This window comes from Pseudomonas sp. Marseille-Q5115, assembly GCF_916618905.1.
GTDB classification, from domain to species: domain Bacteria; phylum Pseudomonadota; class Gammaproteobacteria; order Pseudomonadales; family Pseudomonadaceae; genus Aquipseudomonas; species Aquipseudomonas japonica_A.
Genome location: NZ_CAKAKI010000001.1, coordinates 98,636 through 122,996, shown reverse-complemented (window position 1 = coordinate 122,996; position 24,361 = coordinate 98,636). Strand labels below are relative to the sequence as shown.

At 63.2% G+C, this 24,361-nt stretch carries 23 protein-coding genes; 8 read left to right on the top strand and 15 right to left on the bottom strand.

Features of this window, described 5'->3' with window-relative positions; translation table 11 throughout:
* The first annotated feature begins 24 nt into the window (after positions 1 to 24).
* On the top strand, positions 25 to 885 hold the full coding sequence (locus LG385_RS00625) for a shikimate dehydrogenase (RefSeq protein ID WP_225771642.1): 861 nt from the start codon (positions 25 to 27) through the stop codon (positions 883 to 885).
* A gap of 108 nt (positions 886 to 993) precedes the next feature.
* Here LG385_RS00625 and LG385_RS00620 read toward each other — a convergent pair whose 3' ends face one another.
* From LG385_RS00620 to LG385_RS00600, 5 genes are all read right to left on the bottom strand, one after another.
* The gene (locus LG385_RS00620) at positions 994 to 1,656 is read right to left on the bottom strand and encodes a TetR/AcrR family transcriptional regulator (RefSeq protein WP_225771640.1); all 663 of its coding nucleotides are present in this window, start codon (positions 1,654 to 1,656) and stop codon (positions 994 to 996) included.
* A gap of 91 nt (positions 1,657 to 1,747) precedes the next feature.
* The gene (gene quiC, locus LG385_RS00615) at positions 1,748 to 3,661 is read right to left on the bottom strand and encodes a 3-dehydroshikimate dehydratase QuiC (protein WP_225771638.1); all 1,914 of its coding nucleotides are present in this window, start codon (positions 3,659 to 3,661) and stop codon (positions 1,748 to 1,750) included.
* Between the two features lie 183 nt (positions 3,662 to 3,844).
* Entirely contained in the window at positions 3,845 to 4,804 is a 960-nt protein-coding gene (locus tag LG385_RS00610) for a DMT family transporter (RefSeq protein WP_225771635.1), read from the bottom strand.
* Positions 4,805 to 4,807: 3 nt separating this feature from the next.
* Positions 4,808 to 5,623: a sugar phosphate isomerase/epimerase family protein gene (locus LG385_RS00605; protein WP_225771632.1), complete on the bottom strand. Its 816-nt coding sequence runs from the start codon at positions 5,621 to 5,623 to the stop codon at positions 4,808 to 4,810.
* A 68-nt stretch (positions 5,624 to 5,691) separates the two neighbouring features.
* Positions 5,692 to 6,468, bottom strand: a complete 777-nt coding sequence (locus tag LG385_RS00600) for an IclR family transcriptional regulator (RefSeq protein ID WP_225771630.1) — start codon at positions 6,466 to 6,468, stop codon at positions 5,692 to 5,694.
* A gap of 157 nt (positions 6,469 to 6,625) precedes the next feature.
* Between LG385_RS00600 and LG385_RS00595 the strand changes: the two genes are divergently transcribed.
* Positions 6,626 to 8,344, top strand: a complete 1,719-nt coding sequence (locus LG385_RS00595; RefSeq protein WP_225771627.1) for an FAD-dependent oxidoreductase — start codon at positions 6,626 to 6,628, stop codon at positions 8,342 to 8,344.
* Between the two features lie 20 nt (positions 8,345 to 8,364).
* Positions 8,365 to 9,189: an aldo/keto reductase gene (locus LG385_RS00590; RefSeq protein ID WP_225771625.1), complete on the top strand. Its 825-nt coding sequence runs from the start codon at positions 8,365 to 8,367 to the stop codon at positions 9,187 to 9,189.
* A 13-nt stretch (positions 9,190 to 9,202) separates the two neighbouring features.
* Here LG385_RS00590 and pcaG read toward each other — a convergent pair whose 3' ends face one another.
* Together pcaG and pcaH are read right to left on the bottom strand one after the other, a co-directional pair.
* Positions 9,203 to 9,808 (bottom strand): protocatechuate 3,4-dioxygenase subunit alpha, encoded by a 606-nt coding sequence (pcaG, locus tag LG385_RS00585; protein ID WP_225771623.1) that lies wholly within the window; start codon positions 9,806 to 9,808, stop codon positions 9,203 to 9,205.
* Positions 9,809 to 9,822: 14 nt separating this feature from the next.
* Positions 9,823 to 10,542: a protocatechuate 3,4-dioxygenase subunit beta gene (pcaH, locus tag LG385_RS00580; protein WP_181119268.1), complete on the bottom strand. Its 720-nt coding sequence runs from the start codon at positions 10,540 to 10,542 to the stop codon at positions 9,823 to 9,825.
* Between the two features lie 145 nt (positions 10,543 to 10,687).
* On the opposite strand from pcaH, the gene LG385_RS00575 reads away from it, so the two are divergent.
* Positions 10,688 to 11,578, top strand: a complete 891-nt coding sequence (locus tag LG385_RS00575) for a neutral zinc metallopeptidase (RefSeq protein WP_225771620.1) — start codon at positions 10,688 to 10,690, stop codon at positions 11,576 to 11,578.
* Between the two features lie 36 nt (positions 11,579 to 11,614).
* On the opposite strand, the gene LG385_RS00570 is transcribed toward LG385_RS00575, so the two are convergent.
* The 3 genes from LG385_RS00570 to LG385_RS00560 all read right to left on the bottom strand — a co-directional run bounded on the left by LG385_RS00570 (position 11,615) and on the right by LG385_RS00560 (position 13,703).
* On the bottom strand, positions 11,615 to 12,199 hold the full coding sequence (locus tag LG385_RS00570) for an HAD family hydrolase (protein WP_413247297.1): 585 nt from the start codon (positions 12,197 to 12,199) through the stop codon (positions 11,615 to 11,617).
* Positions 12,199 to 13,068, bottom strand: coding sequence for an acyl-CoA thioesterase II (gene tesB / locus LG385_RS00565; RefSeq protein ID WP_181118215.1), 870 nt, complete (start codon positions 13,066 to 13,068; stop codon positions 12,199 to 12,201). The genes LG385_RS00570 and tesB overlap by 1 nt, the downstream gene beginning before the upstream one ends.
* Positions 13,069 to 13,133: 65 nt before the next feature.
* Positions 13,134 to 13,703 carry a GNAT family N-acetyltransferase gene (locus tag LG385_RS00560; RefSeq protein ID WP_225771616.1) on the bottom strand — a complete coding sequence of 190 codons (570 nt, stop codon included), beginning with the start codon at positions 13,701 to 13,703 and terminating at the stop codon, positions 13,134 to 13,136.
* Positions 13,704 to 13,772: 69 nt separating this feature from the next.
* On the opposite strand from LG385_RS00560, the gene LG385_RS00555 reads away from it, so the two are divergent.
* Positions 13,773 to 14,690 (top strand): histone deacetylase, encoded by a 918-nt coding sequence (locus LG385_RS00555; protein ID WP_225771614.1) that lies wholly within the window; start codon positions 13,773 to 13,775, stop codon positions 14,688 to 14,690.
* Between the two features lie 187 nt (positions 14,691 to 14,877).
* Positions 14,878 to 16,104: a TIGR03862 family flavoprotein gene (locus LG385_RS00550; protein ID WP_225771612.1), complete on the top strand. Its 1,227-nt coding sequence runs from the start codon at positions 14,878 to 14,880 to the stop codon at positions 16,102 to 16,104.
* A 7-nt stretch (positions 16,105 to 16,111) separates the two neighbouring features.
* On the opposite strand, the gene LG385_RS00545 is transcribed toward LG385_RS00550, so the two are convergent.
* The 4 genes from LG385_RS00545 to LG385_RS00530 are packed head-to-tail and all read right to left on the bottom strand — an operon-like array spanning position 16,112 to position 19,676.
* On the bottom strand, positions 16,112 to 17,443 hold the full coding sequence (locus tag LG385_RS00545; RefSeq protein WP_225771610.1) for a DEAD/DEAH box helicase: 1,332 nt from the start codon (positions 17,441 to 17,443) through the stop codon (positions 16,112 to 16,114).
* 48 nt (positions 17,444 to 17,491) lie between these two features.
* Complete coding sequence (gene yedA, locus LG385_RS00540; protein WP_225771608.1) at positions 17,492 to 18,370, bottom strand: drug/metabolite exporter YedA; 879 nt, start codon at positions 18,368 to 18,370, stop codon at positions 17,492 to 17,494.
* A gap of 60 nt (positions 18,371 to 18,430) precedes the next feature.
* Positions 18,431 to 18,952: an NYN domain-containing protein gene (locus tag LG385_RS00535; RefSeq protein ID WP_181118221.1), complete on the bottom strand. Its 522-nt coding sequence runs from the start codon at positions 18,950 to 18,952 to the stop codon at positions 18,431 to 18,433.
* Positions 18,933 to 19,676 carry a DUF2076 domain-containing protein gene (locus tag LG385_RS00530; RefSeq protein WP_225771606.1) on the bottom strand — a complete coding sequence of 248 codons (744 nt, stop codon included), beginning with the start codon at positions 19,674 to 19,676 and terminating at the stop codon, positions 18,933 to 18,935. Before LG385_RS00530 ends, LG385_RS00535 begins: the two co-directional genes overlap by 20 nt.
* Positions 19,677 to 19,859: 183 nt before the next feature.
* Here LG385_RS00530 and LG385_RS00525 point away from each other — a divergent pair, with 183 nt between their 5' ends.
* Together LG385_RS00525 and LG385_RS00520 are read left to right on the top strand one after the other, a co-directional pair.
* Complete coding sequence (locus LG385_RS00525; protein ID WP_225771604.1) at positions 19,860 to 20,531, top strand: YciC family protein; 672 nt, start codon at positions 19,860 to 19,862, stop codon at positions 20,529 to 20,531.
* A gap of 60 nt (positions 20,532 to 20,591) precedes the next feature.
* Positions 20,592 to 21,677, top strand: a complete 1,086-nt coding sequence (locus LG385_RS00520; protein WP_225771602.1) for an endonuclease/exonuclease/phosphatase family protein — start codon at positions 20,592 to 20,594, stop codon at positions 21,675 to 21,677.
* 28 nt (positions 21,678 to 21,705) lie between these two features.
* Here LG385_RS00520 and hrpB read toward each other — a convergent pair whose 3' ends face one another.
* Positions 21,706 to 24,210 carry an ATP-dependent helicase HrpB gene (gene hrpB / locus LG385_RS00515; protein WP_225771600.1) on the bottom strand — a complete coding sequence of 835 codons (2,505 nt, stop codon included), beginning with the start codon at positions 24,208 to 24,210 and terminating at the stop codon, positions 21,706 to 21,708.
* Between the last annotated feature and the right edge of the window lie 151 nt (positions 24,211 to 24,361).

Here is a 24,361-nt window from a genome sequence, read left to right as displayed (position 1 = left end):
CAAGAATAACAATGGAGCTTCACCATGATTGCGACCCCTCATAACAGCATCCTCGCCGGGCTGATTGGTTCAGGCATCCAGCTGTCCCGTACCCCTTCCATGCACGAACAAGAAGGCAAGGCACAAGGGCTGGGCTACGTTTATCGGTTGATCGACCTGGACGTGCTCAAGCTCGATAACCAGGCGTTGGAGGAGCTGCTCACCGCCGCGCAGCGCATGGGTTTCACAGGGTTGAACGTTACCTTCCCCAGCAAGCAGGCGATCATCCCTTACCTAGACGAGCTTTCGCCAGAAGCCAAAGGGATCGGCGCGGTGAACACCGTGGTGCTGAAGGACGGCAAGCGGGTGGGCCACAACACTGACTGCCTGGGCTTTGCCGAAGGCTTCCGCCGGGGCCTGGCCGATGCCGGGCGCAACCGGGTGATCCAGATGGGCGCAGGTGGCGCAGGCTCGGCGGTGGCGCACGCGCTGCTGATGGAAGGCGTAAAGCAACTCACGGTATTCGATGTGAACCCGCAAAGCGCACGCACACTGGTGGATAACCTCAATGCGCACTTCCCGGGCGAGCCAGCCCAAGTGGGCACCGACCTTCCCGCCACCGTGGCACAGGCGGACGGCATCGTGAACACCACGCCGATGGGCATGGCCAAGCTGCCGGGCACGCCGGTGCCGAAGGAACTGCTGCGCGCTGACCTGTGGGTAGCCGAAATTGTGTACTTCCCACTGGAAACCGAGTTCCTGCGCGATGCGCGCGCCCTGGGGTGCCGTACGCTGGATGGTAGCACCATGGCGGTTTTCCAGGCCGTGAAGGCGTTCGAACTGTTCACTGGCCGCCAAGCCGATGCCGAGCGCATGACCGCGCATTTCCACAGCATGAATGGCTAGCTGCACCGGCTGGTAGAAAGCAGGATTCGGGCGCCAGTTCGCGAGCTACGCTTGTGGCTTCGCCGGATGGCCGGCCCCCCGTCTCTACAAAAGCAGCGGGGGAGCCGGTCAGGCTTTGACGAAACGCTCCAGCGCTTCGACGATCATCTTTCGATGGTGCTGCCTGGTTGCCGGGTCGTCGAAGTTCACCTGGAAGATTTCGCCGAAGGTGTGCTTGTTGGACACCCGGTAGAAGCAGAATGAACTGATCAGCATGTGTACATCCATGGCGTCGAGGCCTTTGCGGAACACACCGCTGGCCACGCCCTTCTCCAGCAACGCCTCCAGTTGCAGAAGAACGGTCTGGTTCATGCTGCGAATCGAACGCGACTGCTTGATGTACTCGCCCTGGTGGATGTTCTCGTTGCACACGATCCGCACGAAGTCCACGTTGCGATCGTGGTGATCGAAGGTGAACTCCACCAGCCGCTTCAATCCCTCCAAAGGCTCCAGTTCGGTGAGATGCATGCTGCTTTCGGTATGCCGGATATCACCGTAGAGCTTTTCCAGCACCTCCACATACAGCTGTTCCTTGCTGTTGAAGTAGTAGTAAATCATCCGTTTGGAGGTTTGCGTGCGCTCGGCGATAGCGTCCACGCGTGCGCCAGCCAAGCCTTGGGCGACAAATTCGGTGATCGCGGCCTGGAGGATGTTTTCGCGGGTTTTCTCGGGGTTGTTCTTTCGGGTACGGCGTGGCGCGCTGGTAGCGGGCACGTCAGATGTTATTGTCATGGGCTCTTGGCCTGTATGGGTCAGCGGTAATTATGAGCCGCCCCGCCTTGGGAAGGAAGCCGCTCCAGGCGAAACGGCTTCAAACCGGCCATTACAGCCGGGCGTGTCGGGCGGCGCCGCTACGGGCCTTGGCCATGGCCGCCAGGCGTACGGCGACGTTCGCGGCACCGTAACCGGCATAGCCGCCACGCCGCTGCAGCACTTCAAAGAAGAAGCGGTTTTCGAACGGCTCGGTGTACACGTGGAACAGCTCACCGCCATTGGCGTCGCGGTCGTACAGCACGTTGAAATACGCCAGCTCGCTCAGGAATTCGTCGTCGAAGTCGAAACGCGCCGCCAGGTCGTCATAGTAATTGAGCGGTATTTCCAGCAGCGCGAGCCCCGCCTCCTTGGCCTGGGTGACTGCCGCAAAGATGTCATCGCAGTCAAAGGCGATGTGGTGAACCCCGGACCCCCTATATGACGACAACGCGTGGGAAATCGCTGTGCCGCGGTTTTCGGAGATGTTCAGCGGCAGCCGGACCGCGCTGCAACGGCTACGAATGGCGCGGCTTTTTACCAGGCCATAAGGGTCGGGCAGTACCACCTCGTCGTCGGCGGTAAAGTCGAGCACGGTCTTGTAGAACAGCACCCAGGTATCCAATGCGTCCGGTGGCAGCGCCATCGCCATGTGGTCGATCCGCTTGAGCCCTACAGGCGAAGTAGCGGGCACCGGCTTGATGTTGAAGTCCGTGTCGTAAATGGTCCGCCCTTGGGCGTCCTGGTCTACCAGGTACAGCAGGCTGCCGTCGGGCGCACGCACTGCCGCAAGCTCGCGCTCGTTAGGCCCTACCAATCCGCGATAAGGCTGGGCCTTGTAGTCTACGGCCCGCTCCAGCGCAGCAGCGCTGTTGTCTACGCGGATCGCGGTGGCACACAGCGACGGCCCATGCGCTTCGAAGAAGTTATGGGCGAACGAATAGGGCTCGGAGTTGAGGATCAGGTTGATATCGTTCTGCCGCAGCAGGGTAACGCTCTTGGAGCGATGTTGCCCGGCCTCGGCGAAGCCCAGTTGGCCCAGCCAATGCTTGAGCTTGGCACCGGTGGTTTCGTCCACCGCAAATTCCAGAAACTCGACACCGCCATAGGGCGCCGCAGGCGGGGTGGCGAACAAGTGATCGAGGTTGGCGCTGGTGTTGGCCTCACGGGCCAGCAGTTCGCGGGTTTTTTCCTCAAGGTAGAGCAGCGAGCGCAAGCCGTCGGCGGCGTTGGCACGGGGTGGCGCGGCGCGGAAATCATCATTGAAGATCTCCAGCGACAACGGCCCCTGGTAGCCGGTCTTGAGGATAGGCGCGAGGAAGTTCGGCAGGTCGAAATCACCCTGGCCTGGGAAGTTACGGAAGTGACGGCTCCACTCCAGTACATCCATGGCCAGCAAAGGCGCATCGGCCATTTGCACGAAGAAGATCTTGTCGCCCGGCACCTGTGCGATGCCCGAAGGGTCGCCGCGCAGCGAGAGGGTGTGGAAGCTGTCGAGGATCATCCCCAGATTGGGATGGTCCGCTTCCCGCACGATGTCCCACACTTGCTGCCAGGTATTTACATGCCGGCCCCAAGCCAGCGCTTCGTAGCCGATACGCAGGTTGTGGACTGCGGCCCGTTCGGCCAGCAGGCGCATGTCGTCCACGAGCAAGTTGTGGTCACCAACGGAATCGGCGGCCACGTTGCTGCACACCAGCACCAGGTCGGTGCCTAGCTCTTGCATCAACTCGAACTTGCGCTCCGCACGGTCGAGGTTGCGGGCCAGGCGATTGCGGGGCACGCCTTCAAAATCGCGGAACGGCTGGAACAGCGTGATCGCGATGCCCAGGTCGGCGCACATCTGGCGCACTTCCCGCGGGCTGCCATCGTAATAGAGAAGATCGTTTTCGAAGATCTCCACCCCGTCGAAGCCGGCGGCGGCAATGGCTTCGAGTTTTTCCGGCAGGGTGCCGCTGAGGGATACGGTGGCGATCGAACGGTGCATGGTTCACTCCTGAGGGCGCGAGCAAAGCCCCGTGACCCGGTGGCCCGCACACTACTGACCGGCCTGGCTGCAGCCGGAAATTCTTGGGTTTGTCGGAAGGGTTTATACCTGAAAACCCTGCCGTGCAAGCGTACCAACCGGTTAGTTTTGTGTTCGATTATCGCCCGCTTCGCTGCTCTGGGCTCAGGCAGTCTTCGCGGGCGGCGCGCTACTCACCGTGGCTGAAGGTTGGGCCGACGCAGCCACCAAGGGTTCCACCACTTTCGGCCGACGTTGCAGCCAGGCGGCGGCAATGCCACTGCCACAAATCACCACAATGCCCACGATGGTAGTTGTCGTAGGGCTGTGGTTGAACACCAGGAAGCCATAAATGCCAGCGAATACGATCTGGCAATAGCCCAGCGGCGCCAGCAGCGCCGGAGGCGCATGGCGGAAGGCTTGAGTGAGCAGAAGGTGCGCGGTCATCCCACAAGCGCCCAAGGCGATCATGAAGATCCCGTCGAGCACGCTGGGCCATTGCCAGAAAAAAGGCACCACGGCGGACATCAGCACGGTATTGAAGATGCCCGCGAAAAAGTTGCTGGTGGTGGGGCTGTCCACTTCCGCGACCTTGCGCGTAAGCAACTGGTAGAAGCAAAAGCACAGCGCCGAGCCAAAGGGGAACAGGATTGCCGGGGTAAACAGTTCGCCCCCGGGGTGCACGATGGTCACCACACCGCAAAAGCCGACCAGCACCGCTGCCCACTGGCCAAAGGTGACCCGCTCGCCCAGCAGCGGTACCGACAGCGCGGTGACCAGCAGCGGCGCGAGGAAGTTGACCGCGGTGGCTTCGGCCAGCGGAATATGCTGCAGGCCGGAAACAAACAGCAGGCTGGTGCCCAACAGGCACAGGGCGCGGGCGACCTGCAGCCAGGGCCTGCGCGTGCGCAGGATACGCAGCCCCGATTGCGGGAGGAAAATCCCCATCATCAGCAAGGTATGCACAAAGTACCGAACCCAGATCACCAGCATCACTGGATAAAAGCCCGAAAGGTATTTTGACAATACGTCGTGGCTGGCGAACAGCAGCGTCGCTACCACGATCAGCGCCATCCCCTTGAGCGGTTGGCTGGTGCCGGTCAGCGACAGGTTGGCATTAGTCATGGGTCAAAGGCGTTCCAGTACGCGGTAAGTGGCTTCCAATGCGCGCGTGGCACGCTCCAGCGCGCTTACCCCTTGCTCCATCAGGCGGCGAGTGGGTATTTCCAGGCTCAGCGGAATATCAGGCGGCAAGGCCTTGAGCAGCCCCACCAGATCGCAGTCGCCCTCCCCGGGCAGGCAGCGCTCGTGCCGCGCCTCGAAGAGGATTCGCTCGATATCGGCCGGCACCGGCCCGGCAACGTCACACAGTTGAGCGTAGCGCAAACGGCCTGGGGATAACTGTTCCAGTTGCGACAGCTGTGAGCGGGAGCGGTTGAAGTGAAAGGCATCTACCAGAATGCAGCCATTGGACTGCCCGGCCTGCTCGACCACCTTCACTGCGGTGGACAGGTCGGGAACGTCGGTCCAGGGCATGAACTCCAGGTGGGGGTGTATACCGTAGTGTTGGCCCAGCTCACACAATTCAGCGAAGCGCTGAGCACAGCGTGACAAGTCCGGATCGTTGCCCGCCACCAGCAGCTCCGTGGCGCCGCATTCGGCGGCGAACGCGAGATGCGGCTCGAAGCCGGCCACGTTTGTGCCGGGCTTCAATCGCAGAATTTCGATATCCAGCACTTTGATTCCGCTGTCCCGCAGCCGCTTGAGCGTTGCCTGGCGCAGGCCGGTGTCTGCCAGTAGAGGGAAATGATGCTCCTCGGCGGTGGCAGGCTCGGTACGCAACCCCACATGGCTATAACCGGCCCGAGCGGCCACTTCGATCATTTCGACGGGTGACAGCTCCAAAACCGTAAGGGCTGCCAGGGAAAAGCTGCGTTGAGTCATGGTCGAGCCACCCGTTGCCTGTTTTATTTATTTAGAACCCAGTTCCAGTTTCAATTCAAGCCCTGATATTACTGAAACCATTCGGAAGCCGGGCTTGCTTCGGCCAGCTCGACCGCGGCGGCCATGGCTGCGGGAGCGATTTCGTGAAGCCGGGCTTCAGGCAAGCGTGCCGTAGGGCCCGCCACACTCAGTACACCCAAGGTAGCCTGGCTGCCAGGGTGCCGGACGGCGACGCCTAGAGCGGACATGCCAACAGCCGAGCTCTCCATTACCCAGGCGTAGCCCAACGTACGGGCCAGGCGAAGGCGCTCCAGCAGCGCCTCGAGGCTGCGCGGCGCGTTGGGGCCGAAGCCTTCAGCCGCGGCGATGCCCTGCGCCTTCACCAGTGCGAGCGCCTCTTCGTCAGGCAAGGTAGCCAGCCAGGCGTGCCCGGACGCGGTGTAGAACAGCGGCGCCTCGCGGCCCATGTCCGGGTCGTAGCGCAAGCCAGCGCGGGCACCTTGAGCCTTCGCCAGCCAAGTCAGCCGCCGGCCTTCCACCACGCCCAGGCGGATCAGCTCGCCCGTATGCTCGGCCAGGCGATCCAGGATCGGCTGCACGATATCCACACCGCTATGGCCCAGATAGCGGAACCCTTGAGCCACCAGCCGAGTCGTCAGCAGGTACCGCAGGCTTTCGGGGTTCTGTCGTACATACCCCAGCCGCACGAGCTCGGCGAGCATTCTGTGCGCCGCGCTTTTGGGCATACCGGTTTCATCCGCCAATGCCTGCAGCGGCAGGCCGCCTGGCGCTCGGGTAAGTTGCTCCAGCAAGCTGAAGGCGCGTTCGATCTGACTTCCGGCCATGGTGGGCCCTTTGCAAATAAAGTGGCGATTGTAGTGAGGCTGTGCGGAGCGTGCGATCTTCGCCCGGTTTATTCAGCACGATACTTGGCCTTTGGATAACTCGCCAATAGAATTCTGGAACAAGGTTCCAATAAATAACAAGTCTGTGGAGCATCTTATGCCAAGCCTTCCCCACCCCGTTCCCGTTGTGGAATGCGACCTGCTGGTAATCGGTTCCGGCGCGGGCGGGCTGGCTGCAGCGGTAACAGCGGCGTGGCATGGCCTGAACGTGATCGTGGTGGAAAAAGACGACGTCTTTGGCGGCGCCAGTGCGTGGTCCGGCGGTTGGATGTGGGTACCCTGCAACCCCTTGGCACGCCGCGCGGGCATCGTGGAAGCCCCAAGCGAGCCTCGCCGCTATCTGGAGCATGAGCTGGGCGATCGCTTTGATCCCGCCCGGATTGACGCTTTCCTGAAAGCAGCGCCCGAGATGGTTTCCTTTTTCGAGCAGCACACCGCGCTGCAATTCGCCGATGGCAATGGTATCGCCGACATCCATGGCGATACGCCGGCCGCGGGTACGGGCGGCCGCTCGGTCATTGCCGCGCCGATCAGCGCCTACACCCTGGGCAAGCTCCTGCCCCGCCTGCGGCGGACGATGCGAGAAACCTCCGTGCTCGGCATGCCGATCATGGCGGGCGCAGACCTCTCGGCCTTTCTCAGCGTCACCCGTTCGTGGCGTTCGGCGCTCCATGTGGCCCGGCGCTTTGGCGCGCATTTGCTTGGCCTCGCGCTCAAAGGCCGAGCGACACATTTGGTGAATGGTGTGGCGCTGATCGCGCGGCTGGCAAAGTCCGCCGAAGACCTGGGCGTATCGCTGTGGCCCAGCGCAGCGGCGGTGCGGCTGGTGCAACAGAACGAACGGGTGGCAGGCGCTGAAATCGACACCGCCAAGGGCAAGGTACGAATCCATGCCCGCCGCGGCGTGGTGCTGGCCACCGGGGGCTTTGCCCATGACACGGAGCGGCGCAAGGCGCTGTTTCCGCGCACGCCGACCGGCGAGGAGCACCTGCCGCTGCCGCCGCCCTCGGTCACTGGCGATGGGCTGCGCCTGGGGGAAAGCGTGGGCGGCGTGGTGGCTACCGATCTTGCCAGCGCGGCCGCCTGGTGCCCGGTATCAAAGGTGCCCTACGCAGACGGCAGCCAAGGGCATTTCCCTCACATCATCGAGCGGGGCAAGCCGGGGATCTTCGGGGTATTGGCCGATGGCAAGCGCTTCGTGAACGAGGCCGACGGCTATTACGACTATGCGAAGGCAATGGTCGACAAGGCCCCAGGCACCAACGTGGTGTCGTGGCTGATCTGCGACCATGCCTTCCAGCGCCGTTATGGCCTGGGTATCGCCCGGCCCTTCCCGCTCCCGGTTGAACCGGCCGTGCGCTCGAGCTATCTCAAGCGGGGCGCGACCATAGAAGAACTGGCGCGTAATTGTGGCATCGACTCCGATGGCTTGGCGCACACGCTGGCCGAATGGAACCTGCACGCCCAGCGCGGCGAAGACCCAGCGTTCGGCCGCGGGCGCACCCTGTACAACCGCAAACAGGGCGACCCGCGTCATGGGCCCAACCCCTGCGTGGCGCCGTTGGTCACACCGCCGTTCTATGCGGTGGAGGTAAGGCCGGGCAGCTTTGGCACCTTCGCCGGTTTGAAAACCGATGCCAACGCCTGCGTGCTGGATAGCAACGGCGAAGCGATCGCTGGCTTGTATGCCGTAGGCACAGACATGGCCAGCATCATGGGCGGCTTTTACCCGGCGGGTGGTATCAACCTGGGGCCGGCCATGACCTTCGGCTACATCGCCGGGCGCCATGCCGCTGGCGTTACGCAGAGCGAATGAATTCAACCAAGGAGGCTCACATGCAAACCATCGACAATTCGTACGGCCTGAAGATGCCCAAGCTGGGCCTGGGTACCTGGCCCATGCTCGACAAGGAGTGCACCGACGCGGTGCTCAGCGCGCTGGACCTCGGCTATCGGCACATTGATACCGCAACGGCCTACAACAACGAAGCGGCGGTGGGTGAGGCATTGCGCGCTACCTCAGTGGAACGCGAAGCGATACATGTGACGACCAAGGTGTGGTGGGACAAGCTGGCCCCAGCCGACCTGCAGGCCTCCTTCGATGCCAGCCTGAACGCATTGCAAACTGATTACGTGGACCTGTTCCTGATCCACTGGCCGGGGCGCGAGGGTTGGGACATGGACCGTAGCCTGGCGGCGCTGACGGCGGTATACGAAAGCGGCAAGGCCAGAGCCATTGGCGTGGCGAACTTTCCACTGCCTCTGATGCGTCGCGCAGTGGAGGAATTGAAGGTACCGCTGGCAGCGTTGCAGGTGGAATACCACGTAAGCCTGGATCAACAGCCGCTGCTCGACTTCTGCCGTCAGCATGGGTTGGCGCTGACTGCCTATAGCCCGTTGGCACGCAACAAGGTATCGAACATCCCTGAGCTCAAGCAGATCGCCGAAAAGCACGGCGTGCTGCCCACCCAGGTGGCGCTCAAATGGCTGCTCGATCAGGACGGCGTTGCCGCCGTTCCCAAAGCTGCCAGCGTGAAGAATCAGCAGAGCAACCTGGACTCGCTCAAGGTGCAGCTAGACGACGAGGACCGTGCGCTGATCGCTGGCCTGGCCAAGGATCAGCGCCTGGTGAACCCGGACTTCGCTCCCAAGTGGGATTGAGCCCGACCTTGAATCAGAAGTCGAAGAACACCGTCTCGCCTTCGCCTTGCACGCGAATGTCGAACCGGTAGGCGGTTTTGCCATCCACTTCGCAGCGGCGTGCAATCAAGGTTTCACGGCGCTGCGGTTGTTCGATCAGATTGAGGATCGGGCACTTCGCGTTTGCGTCGGCTTCGTCATCGAAGTAGATCCGGGTTTGCAGGTGGATGTTGATCCCCCGTGCAAACAGGCTCACGTTGATGTGCGGCGCCATCGGGATGCCCGCCGTGGTGGTTACCACGCCCGGTTTGATGGTGTGCAAGGTCCACTCACCGGCATCGAAGGTTGTGGCGGTGCGGCCGAAACTGTTGAACGGCTTTTCCAGGTTGTACTCGGTGTCATAGCGGCCTTGGTGGTCCGCCTGCCAGAACTCCAGGAAGGAGTCGCGGATCAGGTGGCCATTGCCGTCATACACGTTACCTAGCAACAGGATGTGCTCGCCCGGTGCGCCCGGCTTGGCCATCTCGTTCCAGATTTCCTGGTCGCGGGTGGGGTTACCGGCCACGCCCAGGGCAAGGCCGATGTGCACGTAGGGCCCAGCGGTCTGCGAGGGAGTTTCGGGCAGGAATTGAACAGGCATGTGCGTCACTCCTCTCAGCAGTTTTCGAAGTGGGTCTGGCGTTGGCCGCGCAGCACGATATCGAAGCGGTAGGCCAGGCAATCCATCGGGTTGGCGTTGGTCATGTCCAGCCGTGCGATCAGGCTTTGCACCGCTTCGGGGTTGGTGATGGATTTTACGATCGGGCACATCGGAATCAGCGGATCGCCCTCGAAGTACAGCTGGGTAATGAGCTTGGTCGCGATCGACGGGCCACTGATGGACACGTGGATGTGCGCCGGGCGCCAGTCGTTCGGGCCATTGCGCCATGGATACGGGCCCGGCTTGATGGTACGGAAGGTGTAGTAGCCCTCACTGTTGGTAAGCGTGCGGCCTACCCCACCGAAGTTCGGGTCCAGCGGTGCCAGGTAGCGGTCATTCTTGTGGCGATAGCGGCCGCCCGCGTTGGCCTGCCACATTTCCACGAGGGTATGCGGCACCGGCTTGCCGAATTGATCGATCACACGGCCGGCGAGCACGATGCGCTCACCCACCGGCAGGCCGCCATTATTGAAATTCAGCAGAAGATCGTTGTCGAACTTTCCGAGCTTGAGGTGCGAGAAATTCGGGCCGGTGCTTTCGCTTGCGGTTTGCGGAATGCTCACCAAGGCCTGGCGAGGCGAACGCGGTACCGACGTTTTGTAGTCGGGGGTCAACGCCTTGGGATGCCAGTTGCGGTCACGGATAATGAAGCGACTGGTGTCTTGTTCAGACATGTCGATCTCCTGTTATTGGATTTATAAGGTCGCATAGATAAATACGCTGGCTTCAGTTTCCGCCAAAGCGGGCGGTGCGACCACTGAAAATGTGCAGTTCCGTCATAACCATATGGTTATGAAAAAACCTCAAGGAGACACCAGCATGCTGTGGAAAAAAGGCCGGCGCAGTGACAACGTGGTCGATGCCCGCGGCGAGGGCGGCAATGGCGGCGGTTACGGAGGCGGCGGGTTCCGCGTGGGCGGCAAGGGCTTGAGCCTGGGTGCGGTAGTGCTGATCGTTGGGTTCGGGCTACTGACCGGGCAGGATCCGCTTCAGATACTCGGCCAACTCACAGGCCAGGCCACCGCGCCAGCGCCCACCCAACAGCGCACCAGGCCCGCCGGTAACGATGAGCAGACAGAATTCGTGAAAGCCATTCTGGGAGACACTGAAGACACCTGGCAGGCCATCTTCAAGGAAGGCGGCCGCCAATATGAAGACCCAACCCTCGTGCTGTTCGGTGGCCGGGTAAATTCAGCCTGCGGCCTGGCCTCCTCCGCCGTGGGCCCGTTCTACTGCCCGGGTGACCACAAGGTGTACCTGGACACCACATTCTTCACTGAAATGAGCCAGCGCTTCCAAGCGGCAGGCGATTTTGCTCAGGCTTATGTGATCGCACATGAAGTAGGCCATCACGTGCAAACGCTGCTGGGCATTTCCACCAAGGTCGATGCCGCGCGCCAGCGCGGGCAAAAACTGGAAGGTGACAATGGCCTGCTCGTTCGCCAGGAACTGCAAGCGGACTGCTTTGCCGGTATCTGGGCCAACCATGCCCAGCAACGCTTGAACTGGCTGGAACCCGGCGACGTGGAAGAAGCGCTCAACGCCGCCAATGCCATCGGCGATGACCGCCTTCAACAACAGGGCCAGGGCCGGGTAGTGCCTGACTCCTTCACCCATGGCACCTCAGCGCAGCGAGTGCGCTGGTTCAAGGCCGGTTTCGAGGGCGGCAAGCTGGAGCAGTGCGATACGTTCGCCGCGCAAAAGCTCTAAATGCGGCACCTGTAGGAGGCCTCCACCCCCGCCGGTCTACAGAGCGTCCAATAACGCCGCACAATCCACCGCATGCCAGTCGGTCAGCTCCGACCAGGGGTTGGCCGGCATGTTCACCAGCACGGTACGGGTACCGGCGGCGCGGCCGGCGGCCAGGTCGAATTGGTAATCGCCCACCATCACCATTTCGGCAGGCGCTACCTGCCACGCTGCGGCGAGCTTGAGCAGGCCCTCGGGGTTGGGCTTGAAGGCCGCTTCGTCGCGGCCGAGCACATCGTTCGGGTCGAAGCAGTCATCAATGCCAATGGCGGCCAGCGTGATATGGGCCAATTCGCGAGCATTGCGGGTCAGCACGCCCAGCCGGTAGCCGCGGTCCGCCAGTGTGCGCACCAGGGTTACCGCGCCGGGCGCAGGCTGGGAGGCGATCGCGAGTTCGCGCTCATGCTCAAGCAGCCAGGCGTGTTTGGCGGCGGCTTCGTCGGCAGGCAAGGCCGCCAGGTGGTGCAGGATGTCGTCCTCGGCCGGGATTCTCAGCGCGGTGCGGATGGCGGCGAAGTCGTGGGCGGCCACGGTGAGTGTGCCGTCCATATCGAACACCCAGTGCCGGATATGCCCGAGCATCACGCCCAATCCTTGCGGTGGCGAATCAACCCTTCCTGCGCCGAAGATGCGACCAACTGGCCGGCGCGGTTGTACACGCTGCCTCGGGAGAAGCCGCGGGAGTTCCCGGCCCAGGGGCTATCGAGTGCATACAGCAGCCAATCGTCCGCGATCAGGTTGCCATGGAACCAAAGCGCGTGGTCCAGGCTGGCCATCTGCATATCCCGGTGCCACACGCTCTTGCCATGTGGCAGCAGCGAGGTAGTCAACAGGTTGAAGTCCGACGCATAGGCCATGACGTACTTGTGCAGGGCTGGCGTATCCGCCAGGGCGCCGTCCGCCCGGAACCACACGTATTTGACCGGGTCGCCCGGGGTGGGGTTGTACGGGTCGCGCTCGGTCACCGGGCGCATCTCGATGGGCTTGGGGCACAGCAGTTTCTCGCGCAGGTGCTCCGGGATCAGTGCCTCGCCCAGGCGCATGAGCTCCAGTTCGGTGGGCAGGTTTTCCGGGCCGACGACATCCGGCATCTTGCTTTGGTGGGAGAAGCCTTCTTCGTCGTACTGGAAGGACGCCGAGCAGGTGAAGATGGTTTTCCCCTTCTGCACCGCCGTCACGCGTCGAGTAGAGAAACTGCCGCCGTCCCGTACCCGATCAACCATATAAACCACCGGCAGCGACGCATCGCCCGGGCGCAGGAAATAACCATGCAAGGAATGTACATGCCGCTCTTCTTCTACCGTCTGGCTGGCGGCCGACAAGGACTGGCCCAGCACCTGGCCACCGAACAGCTGGCGAAAGCCCAGGTCCTGGCTACGCCCGCGGAAGAGGTTTTCCTCGATGGGTTCAAGGCTTAACAGGTCGACCAGATCGTCGAGGACGTGGCTCATTCAGGGTTACCTCGGCTTACAAATACCATGAGCGGGCATCATACCTTGATGTGCAAGCCAACCGGCTACCCGTGCATGGCCTTCAACCAGCCTGCGCGGTCTATGCGGTACAGGTAATGCCTGCGCAACGGGCTGGCTTCGTCCAGCGCGGGGTGGTCAAAATCCTCGGCGTCGTGGCGCTGCATGCCAATCGCTTGCATCACCTTTTGCGAGGGCAGGTTCACTTCGGACGTGAACGCCACTACCTCTTTCAGGCCGAGCTGTTCGAAGGCGCATCCCAGGCTGGTGAAGGCCGCCTCGCTGGCGTAACCCAGCCCCCAGTAATCCCGCGCCAGCCGCCAACAGATTTCAACGGCGGGCGTGAACGGGGCTTTGAACCGCACGTTCCACAATCCGGTGAAGCCAATGAAAGCGCCATCATCCTTGCGCTCCAGCGCCCACAAGCCGTAACCGTATTCGGCAAAATGGCCACGCACGCGGCCAATGAAGGCCGCGCTCTCAAGGCGGCTGAGCGGTTTGGGAAAGTAGCGCATCACGGCAGGGTCGGCGCTGAGCGCGGAGAATGGCGCCAGGTCTTCATCTTCCCACAAGCGCAACCGCAGGCGCGGGCTCTCGAGCGTCAGCAGATCAGTCATGCCCGGGCTCCTTTGTTATCAACGGGCGAAAGCTGGCACACTCGCAGCTTTCGTGCCGTGCGGTGGATCATGCGCTTACCTCTGGTTTATCACGAAGACTACAGCCCGCCCTTCCCGCTTGAACATCGGTTCCCGATGGAGAAGTTTCGCCTGCTTCATGATCACTTGGTCGCCACGGACATCGCTTATCCCGAAACCCTGCATCGGCCGGAACTCTGCCCGGCGGATGTACTGGCGCTTGCGCATGCTCCCGACTACATAGAGCGCTACATGGCCGGTGAGTTGTCCCGGGAGGACCAGCGGCGGCTGGGTTTACCTTGGAGCGAACCCCTCGCCCGCCGGACGATCCGCGCGGTGGGCGGCTCGTTGCTCACTGCCCAACTTGCGCTACAACATGGGCTGGCCTGCCACCTGGCCGGCGGCACCCACCACGCCCACTACGATTACCCTGCAGGGTTTTGCATCTTCAATGACTTGGCCGTAGTCAGCCGCTATCTGCTGGAAGCCGGCCGGGTGAACCGGGTATTGATCTTCGACTGTGATGTGCATCAGGGCGACGGTACCGCACGCATTCTGGCTGATACCGCCGATGCCATTACCGTTTCCCTTCACTGCGAGCAGAACTTCCCTGTGCGCAAGGCACAGAGCGACTGGGATATCCCCTTGGCCCGGGGCATGGGAAACGACGCTTATCTACAGGTGGTGGATGATGCGCTGAATTACTTGCTACCGCTTTATAAGCCCGACCTCGTGCTGTATGACGCCGGCGTAGATGTGCACAAGGATGACGCCCTGGGCTATTTGCAACTTACCGATGCAGGCGTGGCTGCAAGGGATGAGCGCGTGCTGCGGCACTGCCTGGGCCGCGGCATCCCGGTGATGGGCGTGATCGGTGGTGGCTACAGCAAGGACCGGCACGCATTGGCGAAGCGGCACGGCATTTTGCACACAGTGGCGGCACGCGTGTGGGACGCAGACATCAGATAGGGCCACGCTGCTTCGCAAATTACCCACATTCGCTGTGGAACCGCCTGTGGATAACCTGAGTGAAAACGTCGAGGCGCCTTCTGTACGCAGGCTGCGAGGCAGCTGGTTGTTTTTTGATCAGCAGCGGGCAGGCATTTGACAGGCGCCTTGGTTACACTACCACCCTTTATGATTCTGGCGAATGTTCATGGCGTTGATTTCCGCTACCCCCACGGTGGCGATCATGGGTGGCGGGCCGGCCGGCCTGATGGCGGCTGAGGTATTGAGCCAGGCCGGCCATGCCGTGACGGTGTACGACAGCATGCCTTCAGTGGGGCGCAAATTCCTGTTGGCGGGTGTAGGCGGCATGAACATTACTCATGCCGAGCCCAAGCCTGCCTTCATCTGCCGCTATGCCGAACAGGCCGCTTGGGTAAGCGACTGGCTGGCCGAGTTTGATGCCGACACCCTGCGAGCCTGGATACACGGCCTGGGCATCGAGACCTTTGTGGGCAGTTCCGGCCGGGTTTTCCCCACCGACATGAAAGCCGCCCCGCTATTACGTGCCTGGCTCAAACGCCTGCGAGAGAACGGCGTAGTTATCCACACCCGCCACCGTTGGCTAGGCTGGGCGCCCTGCGGTTGTTTGCTGGTCGAGCATCCTGACGGCCAAACGGTTATCCAGCCCCGCGCGACAGTGCTGGCGCTGGGCGGTGGAAGCTGGCCGCGGCTGGGCTCGGACGGCGCCTGGCTGCCGTGGCTGGCTCAGCGCGGCGTGCGCATCGCGCCCCTGCAGCCGGCCAATTGCGGGTTCGAAGTGAGCGGCTGGAGCGCTGTACTGAAGGAGCGCTTCGCGGGTGCGCCCTTGAAAAACATCGCCCTCTCGCTCGCTGGCTGCGCGCCTCGTAAAGGGGAATGCGTAGTGACCGAAGGCGGCCTGGAAGGCAGCCTGGTGTATGCCCTCTCCGCCCCGATACGAGAGGCGATCAATCGGGATGGGCACTGCGAGGTGCTCATCGACCTGCTGCCCGACCGAAGCCTGGCGCAGGTTGAAACGGCGCTGAACAAACCGCGCGGAACTCGCTCCATGGCCCGGCACCTGCAAGGCCAACTGCGGCTGGAGGGCGTGAAGGCAGCATTGCTGCGAGAGTTGACCGACGCCTCGGTGTATCAGGACTTGCCTCGGCTGGCCCAGGCAATCAAGGCGCTGCCATTGACCCTGCTGCGCCCTCGCCCACTGGCCGAGGCTATCAGCAGCGCGGGTGGGGTGATGCGTTCGGCCCTGACCGACGACCTGATGCTCGCAGCCCAACCGGGCGTGTTCTGTGCCGGTGAGATGCTCGACTGGGAAGCACCCACCGGCGGCTACCTGCTGACCGCCTGTTTTGCCAGCGGCCGCCGCGCCGCCGAGGGGGTTTTGCGGTACCTGGGTTGAACGGGCGCTACGGCTTGCGCTTGCGAGGCCCGGTGTTGAACGCCGGCACCTTGCGCACGGGCTTGATAGCCGGTTCGGCTACCGCGGCGTCGCGGCTTTCGGTCCAGCGGCCGAGCGTAGCCTTACCGCCAGTGGTCTTCGGCTTCTTCGGCTTTTTGGGCTTCTTCAGAATCTGCCCGCCTGCCGTGGTTTCCGGCACGCGGTGCTCCGGCTCGAAGTCCGGCTCTTCGACACGCTTGAGGGTTTGCCGCGTCATGGCTTCGATAGCTGCCAGCTGCTCCACTTCGTCGGCACATACCAGCGAAATGGCCTCGCCCGTGGCGCCTGCGCGGCCGGTGCGGCCGATGCGGTGCACATAATCTTCGGCGACGATGGGCAGGTCCAGGTTTACCACCAGGGGCAGGTCCTGAATATCCAGCCCGCGCGCAGCCACGTCCGTGGCCACCAATACGGTCAGCTCGCCGGCCTTGAAGCTGTCCAGCGCACGTTGGCGGGTAGCCTGGGGTTTGTCGCCATGAATGCCTTCAGCCGCTACGCCCTGGCCCTGCAGCCGCTCGACCAGTTGGTCCACACCGTTACGGGTTTTGGCGAACACCAGCACGTGCTTCCAGCGGCGCTGGCGCAACAGGTGGCAGAACAGTTCCGGCTTGCGTTTCTTATCCACAGGCACCACAGACTGTCGAACACTGGTGGCGGCCTGGTTGCGTGGGCTTATTTCAAGAGTCAGTGGCTCGTCGAGCATGTTCCCGGCCAGCAGGCGGATGTCATCCGAGAAGGTCGCGGAGAACAGCAGGGTCTGGCGGCGCTTGGGTAGCGCGGCATAGACGTCCCGCAGTTCTTCGGCAAAACCCAGGTCCAACATGCGGTCGGCTTCGTCCAGCACCAGGGTTTCGACCTGGCTGAACTTGACCGCGTTTTGCCGGTGCAAATCAAGCAGCCGGCCGGGCGTGGCTACCAGCACGTCCACGCCCTTGCGCAAGGCCATCATCTGCGGGTTGATGCTCACTCCGCCGTACACAGCGTAGGTGCGCAACGGCAGATCAGCGGCGTAGGCCTTGATGTTGGCGTGCACTTGCTCGGCCAGTTCGCGGGTGGGTACCAGGACCAGGGCGCGCACGCTGTTGCTCGCTACCTGGCTGCCTTGCAGGGTAAGGCGCTGCAGCACCGGCAAGGCAAAGGCGGCTGTTTTGCCGGTGCCGGTCTGGGCAGCGGCCATCAGGTCGCGGCCGGCCAGCACGGCGGGAATCGCCTTTTCCTGGACCGGGGTAGGCTTGTCGTAGCCAAGGCTTTGCAGCCGATTCAACAGCGGCTCGATCAAGCCCAGTGAAGCGAAAGTCATCGGGGTGTACCTGAAAATGAACTGGCAAGGCGCGCAGTTTACCCCGGATCAGCGCCGCCGCCATTGCGGCAAGCCGATCAGTATCACCGCACCGACGATCACCAGCATGGCCAGCATCTCCCATGGGCCAATCCGCTCGCCTGCGAACAGCACGCCCAGCAGTACCGCCACCACAGGATTCACGTACGCATAGCTGGTTGCTGCAGCCGGCCGCACGTGCTTGAGCAGGTACATATAAGCGTTGAAGGCCAGGATGGAGCCGAAGAACACCAGATACGCCAGCGCAAACCACCCAGAAAGCGGCGGCCAACTGGTCATGCGCTCGCCGCTGATCAACCCGGTAGCCAGCAAGGCTGCGCCGGCGATGAGCATTTCCACGGCGCTGGCCATGCCGCCAGCGGGCAGCGGCAGGTAACGGCTCCACACCGAGCCAAACGCCCAGGCGGCCGCTGCGAACAGCAATACCGCCGCCCCGCCGGGGCTGGCTTGCAGGTTGGCGCCAAGGTTAAGCAAGGCGATGCCGGCAATGCCCAGCAGGATGCCGCTCCACTCCAACCACGAGTTGCGCTGGCCCCAAAGCAACCCGAACAGCAGAGTGAACAAGGGCATGGTTGCCACCACCAGCGCGGCAACGCCGGACGCGATACCGGCATGTTCGGCCAGCGTCACCCCACCGTTGCCGCACCCCAGCAGTAATAGCCCGACCCACCCGCCAGCACGCCATTGTAGCGCGGTGGGCCTCGGCGCCCCCCGCAACCGCAGCCAGGCGTAGAGGATCGCGCCGGCCACCAGGAACCGGATGCCTGCCATGGTCAGCGGTGGCCAGGATTCAACCCCGATGCGGATGAACAGATAAGTGGAGCCCCACACCAGGTACAGCGCCACAAAGGCGCCGACCAGCAGGGCAGGCACAGGACGGGAAGGCATGGCAGGCGCTCGAAATCGAGAAAGGCGCCCATTGTACGAGTGAAACGGATCCCGTCCAGCTCAATGCCGAAGCAACAGCTCGCCTTCGATAGGGACATAGCGCGAAGCGGCGCGTATCAGGGAACCTGCGGTAAGGCCCGGTGTTCCGTACACGCTGGTTTGCACGCCATAACGCTGGTGCACGCGCTGCAGCAGCAGATCGAAATCGCCATCGCCGGACGCCAGGACCACTTCGTCCACCTCGGCGGCGGCTTCCAGCACGTCGATGGTGATGCCCACGTCCCAGTCGCCTTTGGCCGAGCCGTCGCTGCGCTGGATATACGGTTTGAGCTTCACCTCGAAGCCGAGCTGGCGGAGGATGCGCTGGAACTGCTGCTGCTTGGGATCGCCGCGGTCGATAGCGTAGGCATACGCCACCGCAATGTCGCCGCGCCCGGCCACCTGGGACCAGAGCGCGGCGTAATTGAAGTGACAACCGTGCACTTGGCGCACGGTGTAATAGAGGTTCTGAACGTCGGCGAACAGGGCAATCCGCCGACGCTCCGAGGGCTCGCTCGTTGGCTCAGACGTAGTCGTCGTCATCCGAGAGGAACCCTCCGCTGTCGCCGCTGTAGTCGGCGTCCGAGAAGCCCCCGCGGTCGTTGTTCCAGTCGCTGTTGTCGCTCACCAGCTGCTGGCTGTTGTCCTCGCCCCAATTCCCGCCTTGATCGGCGGCGGGTGCCGGCTCCTCGCGAATGATCTCGACGATTTCCTGCGGCGCATTGTTGTGATGGAACAGGCTGCTCAGCCCTTCCGCCAGCATCATGCCACCGGCCACGCCCGCAGCGGTTTGCAACGCACCACGCATGAAGCCACCACCCGCTGCCTGGGGCTGGGCATAGCCAGGCTGATAACCCGGCTGGCCACCGCCGTACTGAGGCGGTGCGGGCGGCGGTGCATAGCCGCGCGCCGGTTCCCGCCAACCGCCGCCACTGGGCGCTTGCTGCACCGGGGCCGGCGCTTGATCGCGCGAGCCGCCACCGAACAGCCCGGAAAGGAACCCGCCACTCTGAGCCGGTGCCTTGCTGACTGCGGCCTTGGCTTGCTCCAGTTCGGCCTTGAGCTGCCGGTTCATCTCATCCAGGCGTTTGACCGCCGCTTCCTGAACCAGAATCGCTTGGGCCATGTAATAGGCGGCAGCGGGCTGGTTGGCCACGTGTTCGCGGATGCGCTGATCTGCTTGTACGTCGCGTGGGCCGCCGTCTGCTTCCGCTTGCTTGAGGCGGGAAAAGAGTCCGTCGATCAGGCTTTGCTCTTCGCTGTTCATGGCGACCTCTCAATTGCCGAATTTGACTGGCCCCAAAGGGGCCTGATGAACCCATTATGGGGGCCACACCCGGGTATTCAACGGCTGGCCGGGATGAAACATTGTTAATCGCGTGCCAGGCGTTTGCCCTGCGGGGCCCATCCGGTACAGTGGTGGGCCTGCCTGGCCCAAGACATTGGCGTGATGAACCCGCTCAGCATCCTCAAAGATTCTCTCTATTTCTTCCGCACTCACCTGTGGGCCATCGTGCGGCTGTGCTTGCCGCTGGTTGCCCTGCAGTCACTGGCCGAACAGCTGGTAGACCACAGCGTGGCCACCGAGGCCCGTGGTGCGTTCGACATCCTCATCGGGTTGCTGTTCTACCCCATCTATACCGCGGCCCTGATTCTGTATCTCGACTCGCGCAGCAATGGGGAGCATCCACCTCTCAAACTGCTGCTCGGCATGGGCCTGCGGCTGTGGCCGCGCTTTGCGCTACTCGCGGCCATTTGTTCGTTGGCGATCCTGCTGGGCATGGCCCTGTACCTTTTGCCGGGGCTGTGGCTGATGGCCCGTCTGGCATTTGCCGAGTACCTGCTGGTGTTGCGTGGGTTGACTCCGCTGGCAGCGATCAAGCAAAGCTTCGAGCTCACCCGCGCGCCTTTCTGGCAGGTGCTGGCTTGCGTGCTGGCAGTGCTGGTGCCGCTATGGCTGATCGACTTCGCCAGCGCTGCCGTGCTGCCCGATGACGACAACATGGCGATTTCTCTTGTGCTGGGCTGCGCCAATGGATTGGTGCAATTGCTCACTACAGTGGTGCTGTTCCGGCTGTTCATGTTGGTCACGGACCCAACCCTGCGCGAACCCCGCCGCTGACTTGGGCCAACGCGCGGCCTCGGTTATGCTCAGGAACTTCCTGCTGCCGTAGCCGAGCCGATGATTCGACGACTGCGTAACGCTTTCCTGATCCTTGTGCTGATAGCCGCCGCCCTCGCTGCGCTGGCCTGGCACCTGTCGTGGCACCCGGCGCCCCATGCCGCCGTAGCGCCAGTGTGCCGAGGCAACCCGCCTACATTGGTGCCGGGCCAGCCGCTGAAGGTGATGACGTGGAACGTGCAGTTCCTGGCCGGCAAGCGGTACCTCTTCTGGTACGGCGCCCCTGAAGGCCAGAGCCACGACGACCGCCCAAGCGTCGAGGACATCGCTCATGACTTGGACGAAGTAGTACGGGTAATCCGCGACGAGCAGCCTGATGTGGTGCTATTGCAGGAACTGGACGATGGCGCCAAGGCCACCGGTTACCAGAACCAGCTCGCCCTGCTGCAAGAGCGCCTGGTGGACCTGTACCCCTGCAGCGTGGAAGCCTTTGACTGGAAAGCCGAGTTCGTACCGGATACGCGCATATTCGGCAGCGTGGGGCGCAAGCTCGCCACGCTTAGCCGTTATCGCATTGACCAGGCCGAACGCTGGCAATTGCCTCGCCCTGTAAGCCGCTTCAGCTGGTTCCACCCTCAGCAGGTGATGCTGGGCGCCTATTTGCCCGTCACCGATGGCAGCGGCCACTTGGCTGTGCTCAATACTCGCCTGGAGCCCTACAAGCGCGGCAACGACGCCCAGGCCCGGCAACTGCAAGCGGTGGCCGACCGGGTAGACCATCTGGAAAGCCTGGGCACGCCTTGGCTACTCGGGGGCGACTTCAACCTCCTACCCCTGGGCCAATACCGACGGCTAGAGCCTGGTGAGCAGGCAGATTATTCCCCCGCCGACGATTTGCACCTGCTATGGGATCGCTACCCGCTGATCCCCAGCAACGCGCAAGCCGGCGGCCCCGATCGAGCGGACTGGTTCACCCACTTCCCGCCCACGGCCAACGGCCCGGATCGCACCCTGGACTACCTCGTACACAGCCCCCGCGTGCGCCAACTCGAGGCCCACGTGCGGCAGGAAGACACCCTTGGGATTTCCGATCATTTGCCGTTGATGGGGCGGTTTTTGCTGCCGGGGAAAGTGCCGGGGACTTAGGGCGCAAACGTGCACCCAGCGCCAGGGGTCAGGTACCTCTCGGTTTCGCCCGCGCGGTGGCTTCGGCCACTAGCGGGTCATCCGGCCAGTAGTGTTTGGGGTACCGGCCCTTCAGGTCCTTCTTCACCTCGCTGTAGGTGCTGCGCCAGAAGTTGGCCAAGTCCTGGGTGACCTGCACCGGCCGCCGTGCCGGGGACAGCAAATGCAGTTTTACTTGCACCCGGTTGCCGGCGATGCGCGGAGTGTCGGCCAGGCCGAACAGCTCTTGCAGCCGCACCGCCAGTACTGGCGGATGCTCACTGTAGTCGAGCCGGATGGACGAGCCCGACGGCACGTTCAGGTGGGTGGGTGCCAATTCGTTCAGGCGCTGGGGTAATGGCCAGGGCAGCAGATTGTGCAGAATGCTGGAGAGGTCCAGTTGGCTGAAATGAGCCAGCCGGGTGACCTTGCCCAGGTAAGGCATCAACCAGGTTTCCAAGCTTACCAGCAAGCCTTCATCGCAGACGTCCGGCCATTCGGTCTGGCCGCTGGCAAGGTCCAGATCGCGCAGTAGCTGCACGCGCGCCTGCCACTGTCGCAGTTCAGGAGTGAAGGGCAGCAGAGCCAGCCCCTTGCGTCGTACCAGGTCGACTAGCGCCTGCCCGCGCGCGGCCTCGTCCAAGCCTGAAAGCGGCTCGCGACGCAGCACCAGGTCACCGACCCGCCACTGAGCTTCAGCGCGCAGCGTGCCTTCCTTGTCATCCCATTCCAGCACGTCCCGGCGCTGTACCTGCTCGGCCAATACGGTATCGAACAACAGAGGGTCCAGGTCTGCGGCAAGGTATATCCGCTCCTCGCGCTGGCCTTGGCGGCTGCCCAAGTCCGCCACCACCAGCCATTCATGTTTCATCAGCGCGTCTGGCTCACCGAACTGGGCCGCGCGGCCGTTGGCCAGGCGGTACTCAGCCCCGCCGGCACGGCGTTGCTGGGCAACCCGGTCGGGGTACGCCAGGGCGAGCAACATGCCAAGCCAGCGGTCGGCCTGGGGGTCTTCGACAGGGCGTGCTGCATTGGGTTGACCGCGCAGCAGGCCCTGGTACTGCCTGGCCAGTTGCTTGATGCGCTGGGAGGCACGGGCCCCGCTGTGGAGCATGGCCAAACGGCTGTGCAAGTCGGCGCCACGGTCACGCACGATGTCGCGCTCACCCAGCAAGGCGGCGAGGTCGCATCCCATGGTCTCCAGCCCAAGGGCTTTGGCTCGCAGCAGCAGGTGGGTGATTCGCGGATGCGCCGGCAGGCCAGCCATCGCTTGGCCGTGCGCCGTCAGCCGACCGTCCGCAGCAAGGGCGCCGAGGCGGGCAAGCAGATCATCGGCCTGGGACATCGCAGCGGGCGGCGGCATATCGAGCCAACGCAGCTGATCCGGCGTTGCGCCCCAGCGGTGTAGCTGCAGCGCCAGCGGCGCCAGGTCGGCCTGGAGTATCTCGGCGCTGTCATAAGCCGCCAGTTGCTCATGCTGGGTTTCGGACCACAGCCGGTAACACACCCCTGGCTCCAGCCGCCCTGCCCGGCCGGCGCGCTGGGTAGCGCTGGCACGGGAAACACGCTGGGTATCGAGGCGGGTCATGCCCGTGCCGGGGTCGAAGCGCGGCACGCGAGCCAGCCCGCTGTCTACCACCACACGAACGCCTTCGATAGTGAGGCTGGTTTCAGCGATATTAGTGGCGAGCACCACCTTGCGCTCCCCGGCAAGCGCAGGCTCGATGGCGGCGCGCTGGGCAGCCAGATCGAGTTCACCATGCAAAGGGCACAGCCGAACGCCGGGGTAGCTGTCCAAGGCGCTTTCCAGGCGCTGCTCCACCCGACGGATCTCGGCCTGCCCCGGCAGGAACACCAGCACGCTGCCCGCCTGCTCGTCCAGTGCCTGGAGCACCACGCTTTCTACCCTGGCATCCAGGTATTCCCCTTGCTGCGGCGCGCGGCCCCATCGCACCTCCACCGGATATGCACGGCCCTGGCTGCTGATCACCGGGGCGTCTTCCAGGAGCGCTGAAAGCCGTTCTCCTTCCAGGGTGGCAGACATCAGCAGCACCTTCAGTGGCGGCTCATCGCGCAACAGATCACGCCCGTTAAGCACCAACGCCAGGGCCAGGTCCGCATCGAGGCTGCGTTCGTGAAATTCATCGAAGATAACCAGCCCAACCCCCTCGAGCGCCGGGTCATCCTGCAGCCGCCGCGCCAGGATGCCCTCAGTCACCACCTCGATGCGGGTGCGCGGGCCAACCCGGCTTTCGAGGCGGATGCGGTAGCCCACCGTCTCGCCCACCTTCTCACCCAACTCACTGGCCAACCTCTCCGCTGCGGCGCGCGCGGCCAGGCGGCGAGGCTCGAGCATGAGGATGGTCTGGCCGCTCAGCCACGTTTCCTCCAGCAACGCCAAGGGTACCCGGGTGGTTTTACCCGCGCCGGGCGGGGCTTCGAGCACGGCTTCGTGGCGGGTACGCAGGGCGCTGCGTAGATCGGGTAATACGGTGTCGATGGGCAGCGGGGTCATGGTGTTTCCGGTATCAGGCGAAGGCTATGAAGCTTCGTTTTCCTTGGTACTTGATGCGGACTCAAGGGGTTGCCGTTTTGCAGCCTCTCTCCAGGTATTCCAATCGAGCAAGGCGGTCGGAACCCGGTCATGGCTTTTGATCCAAGTGCAT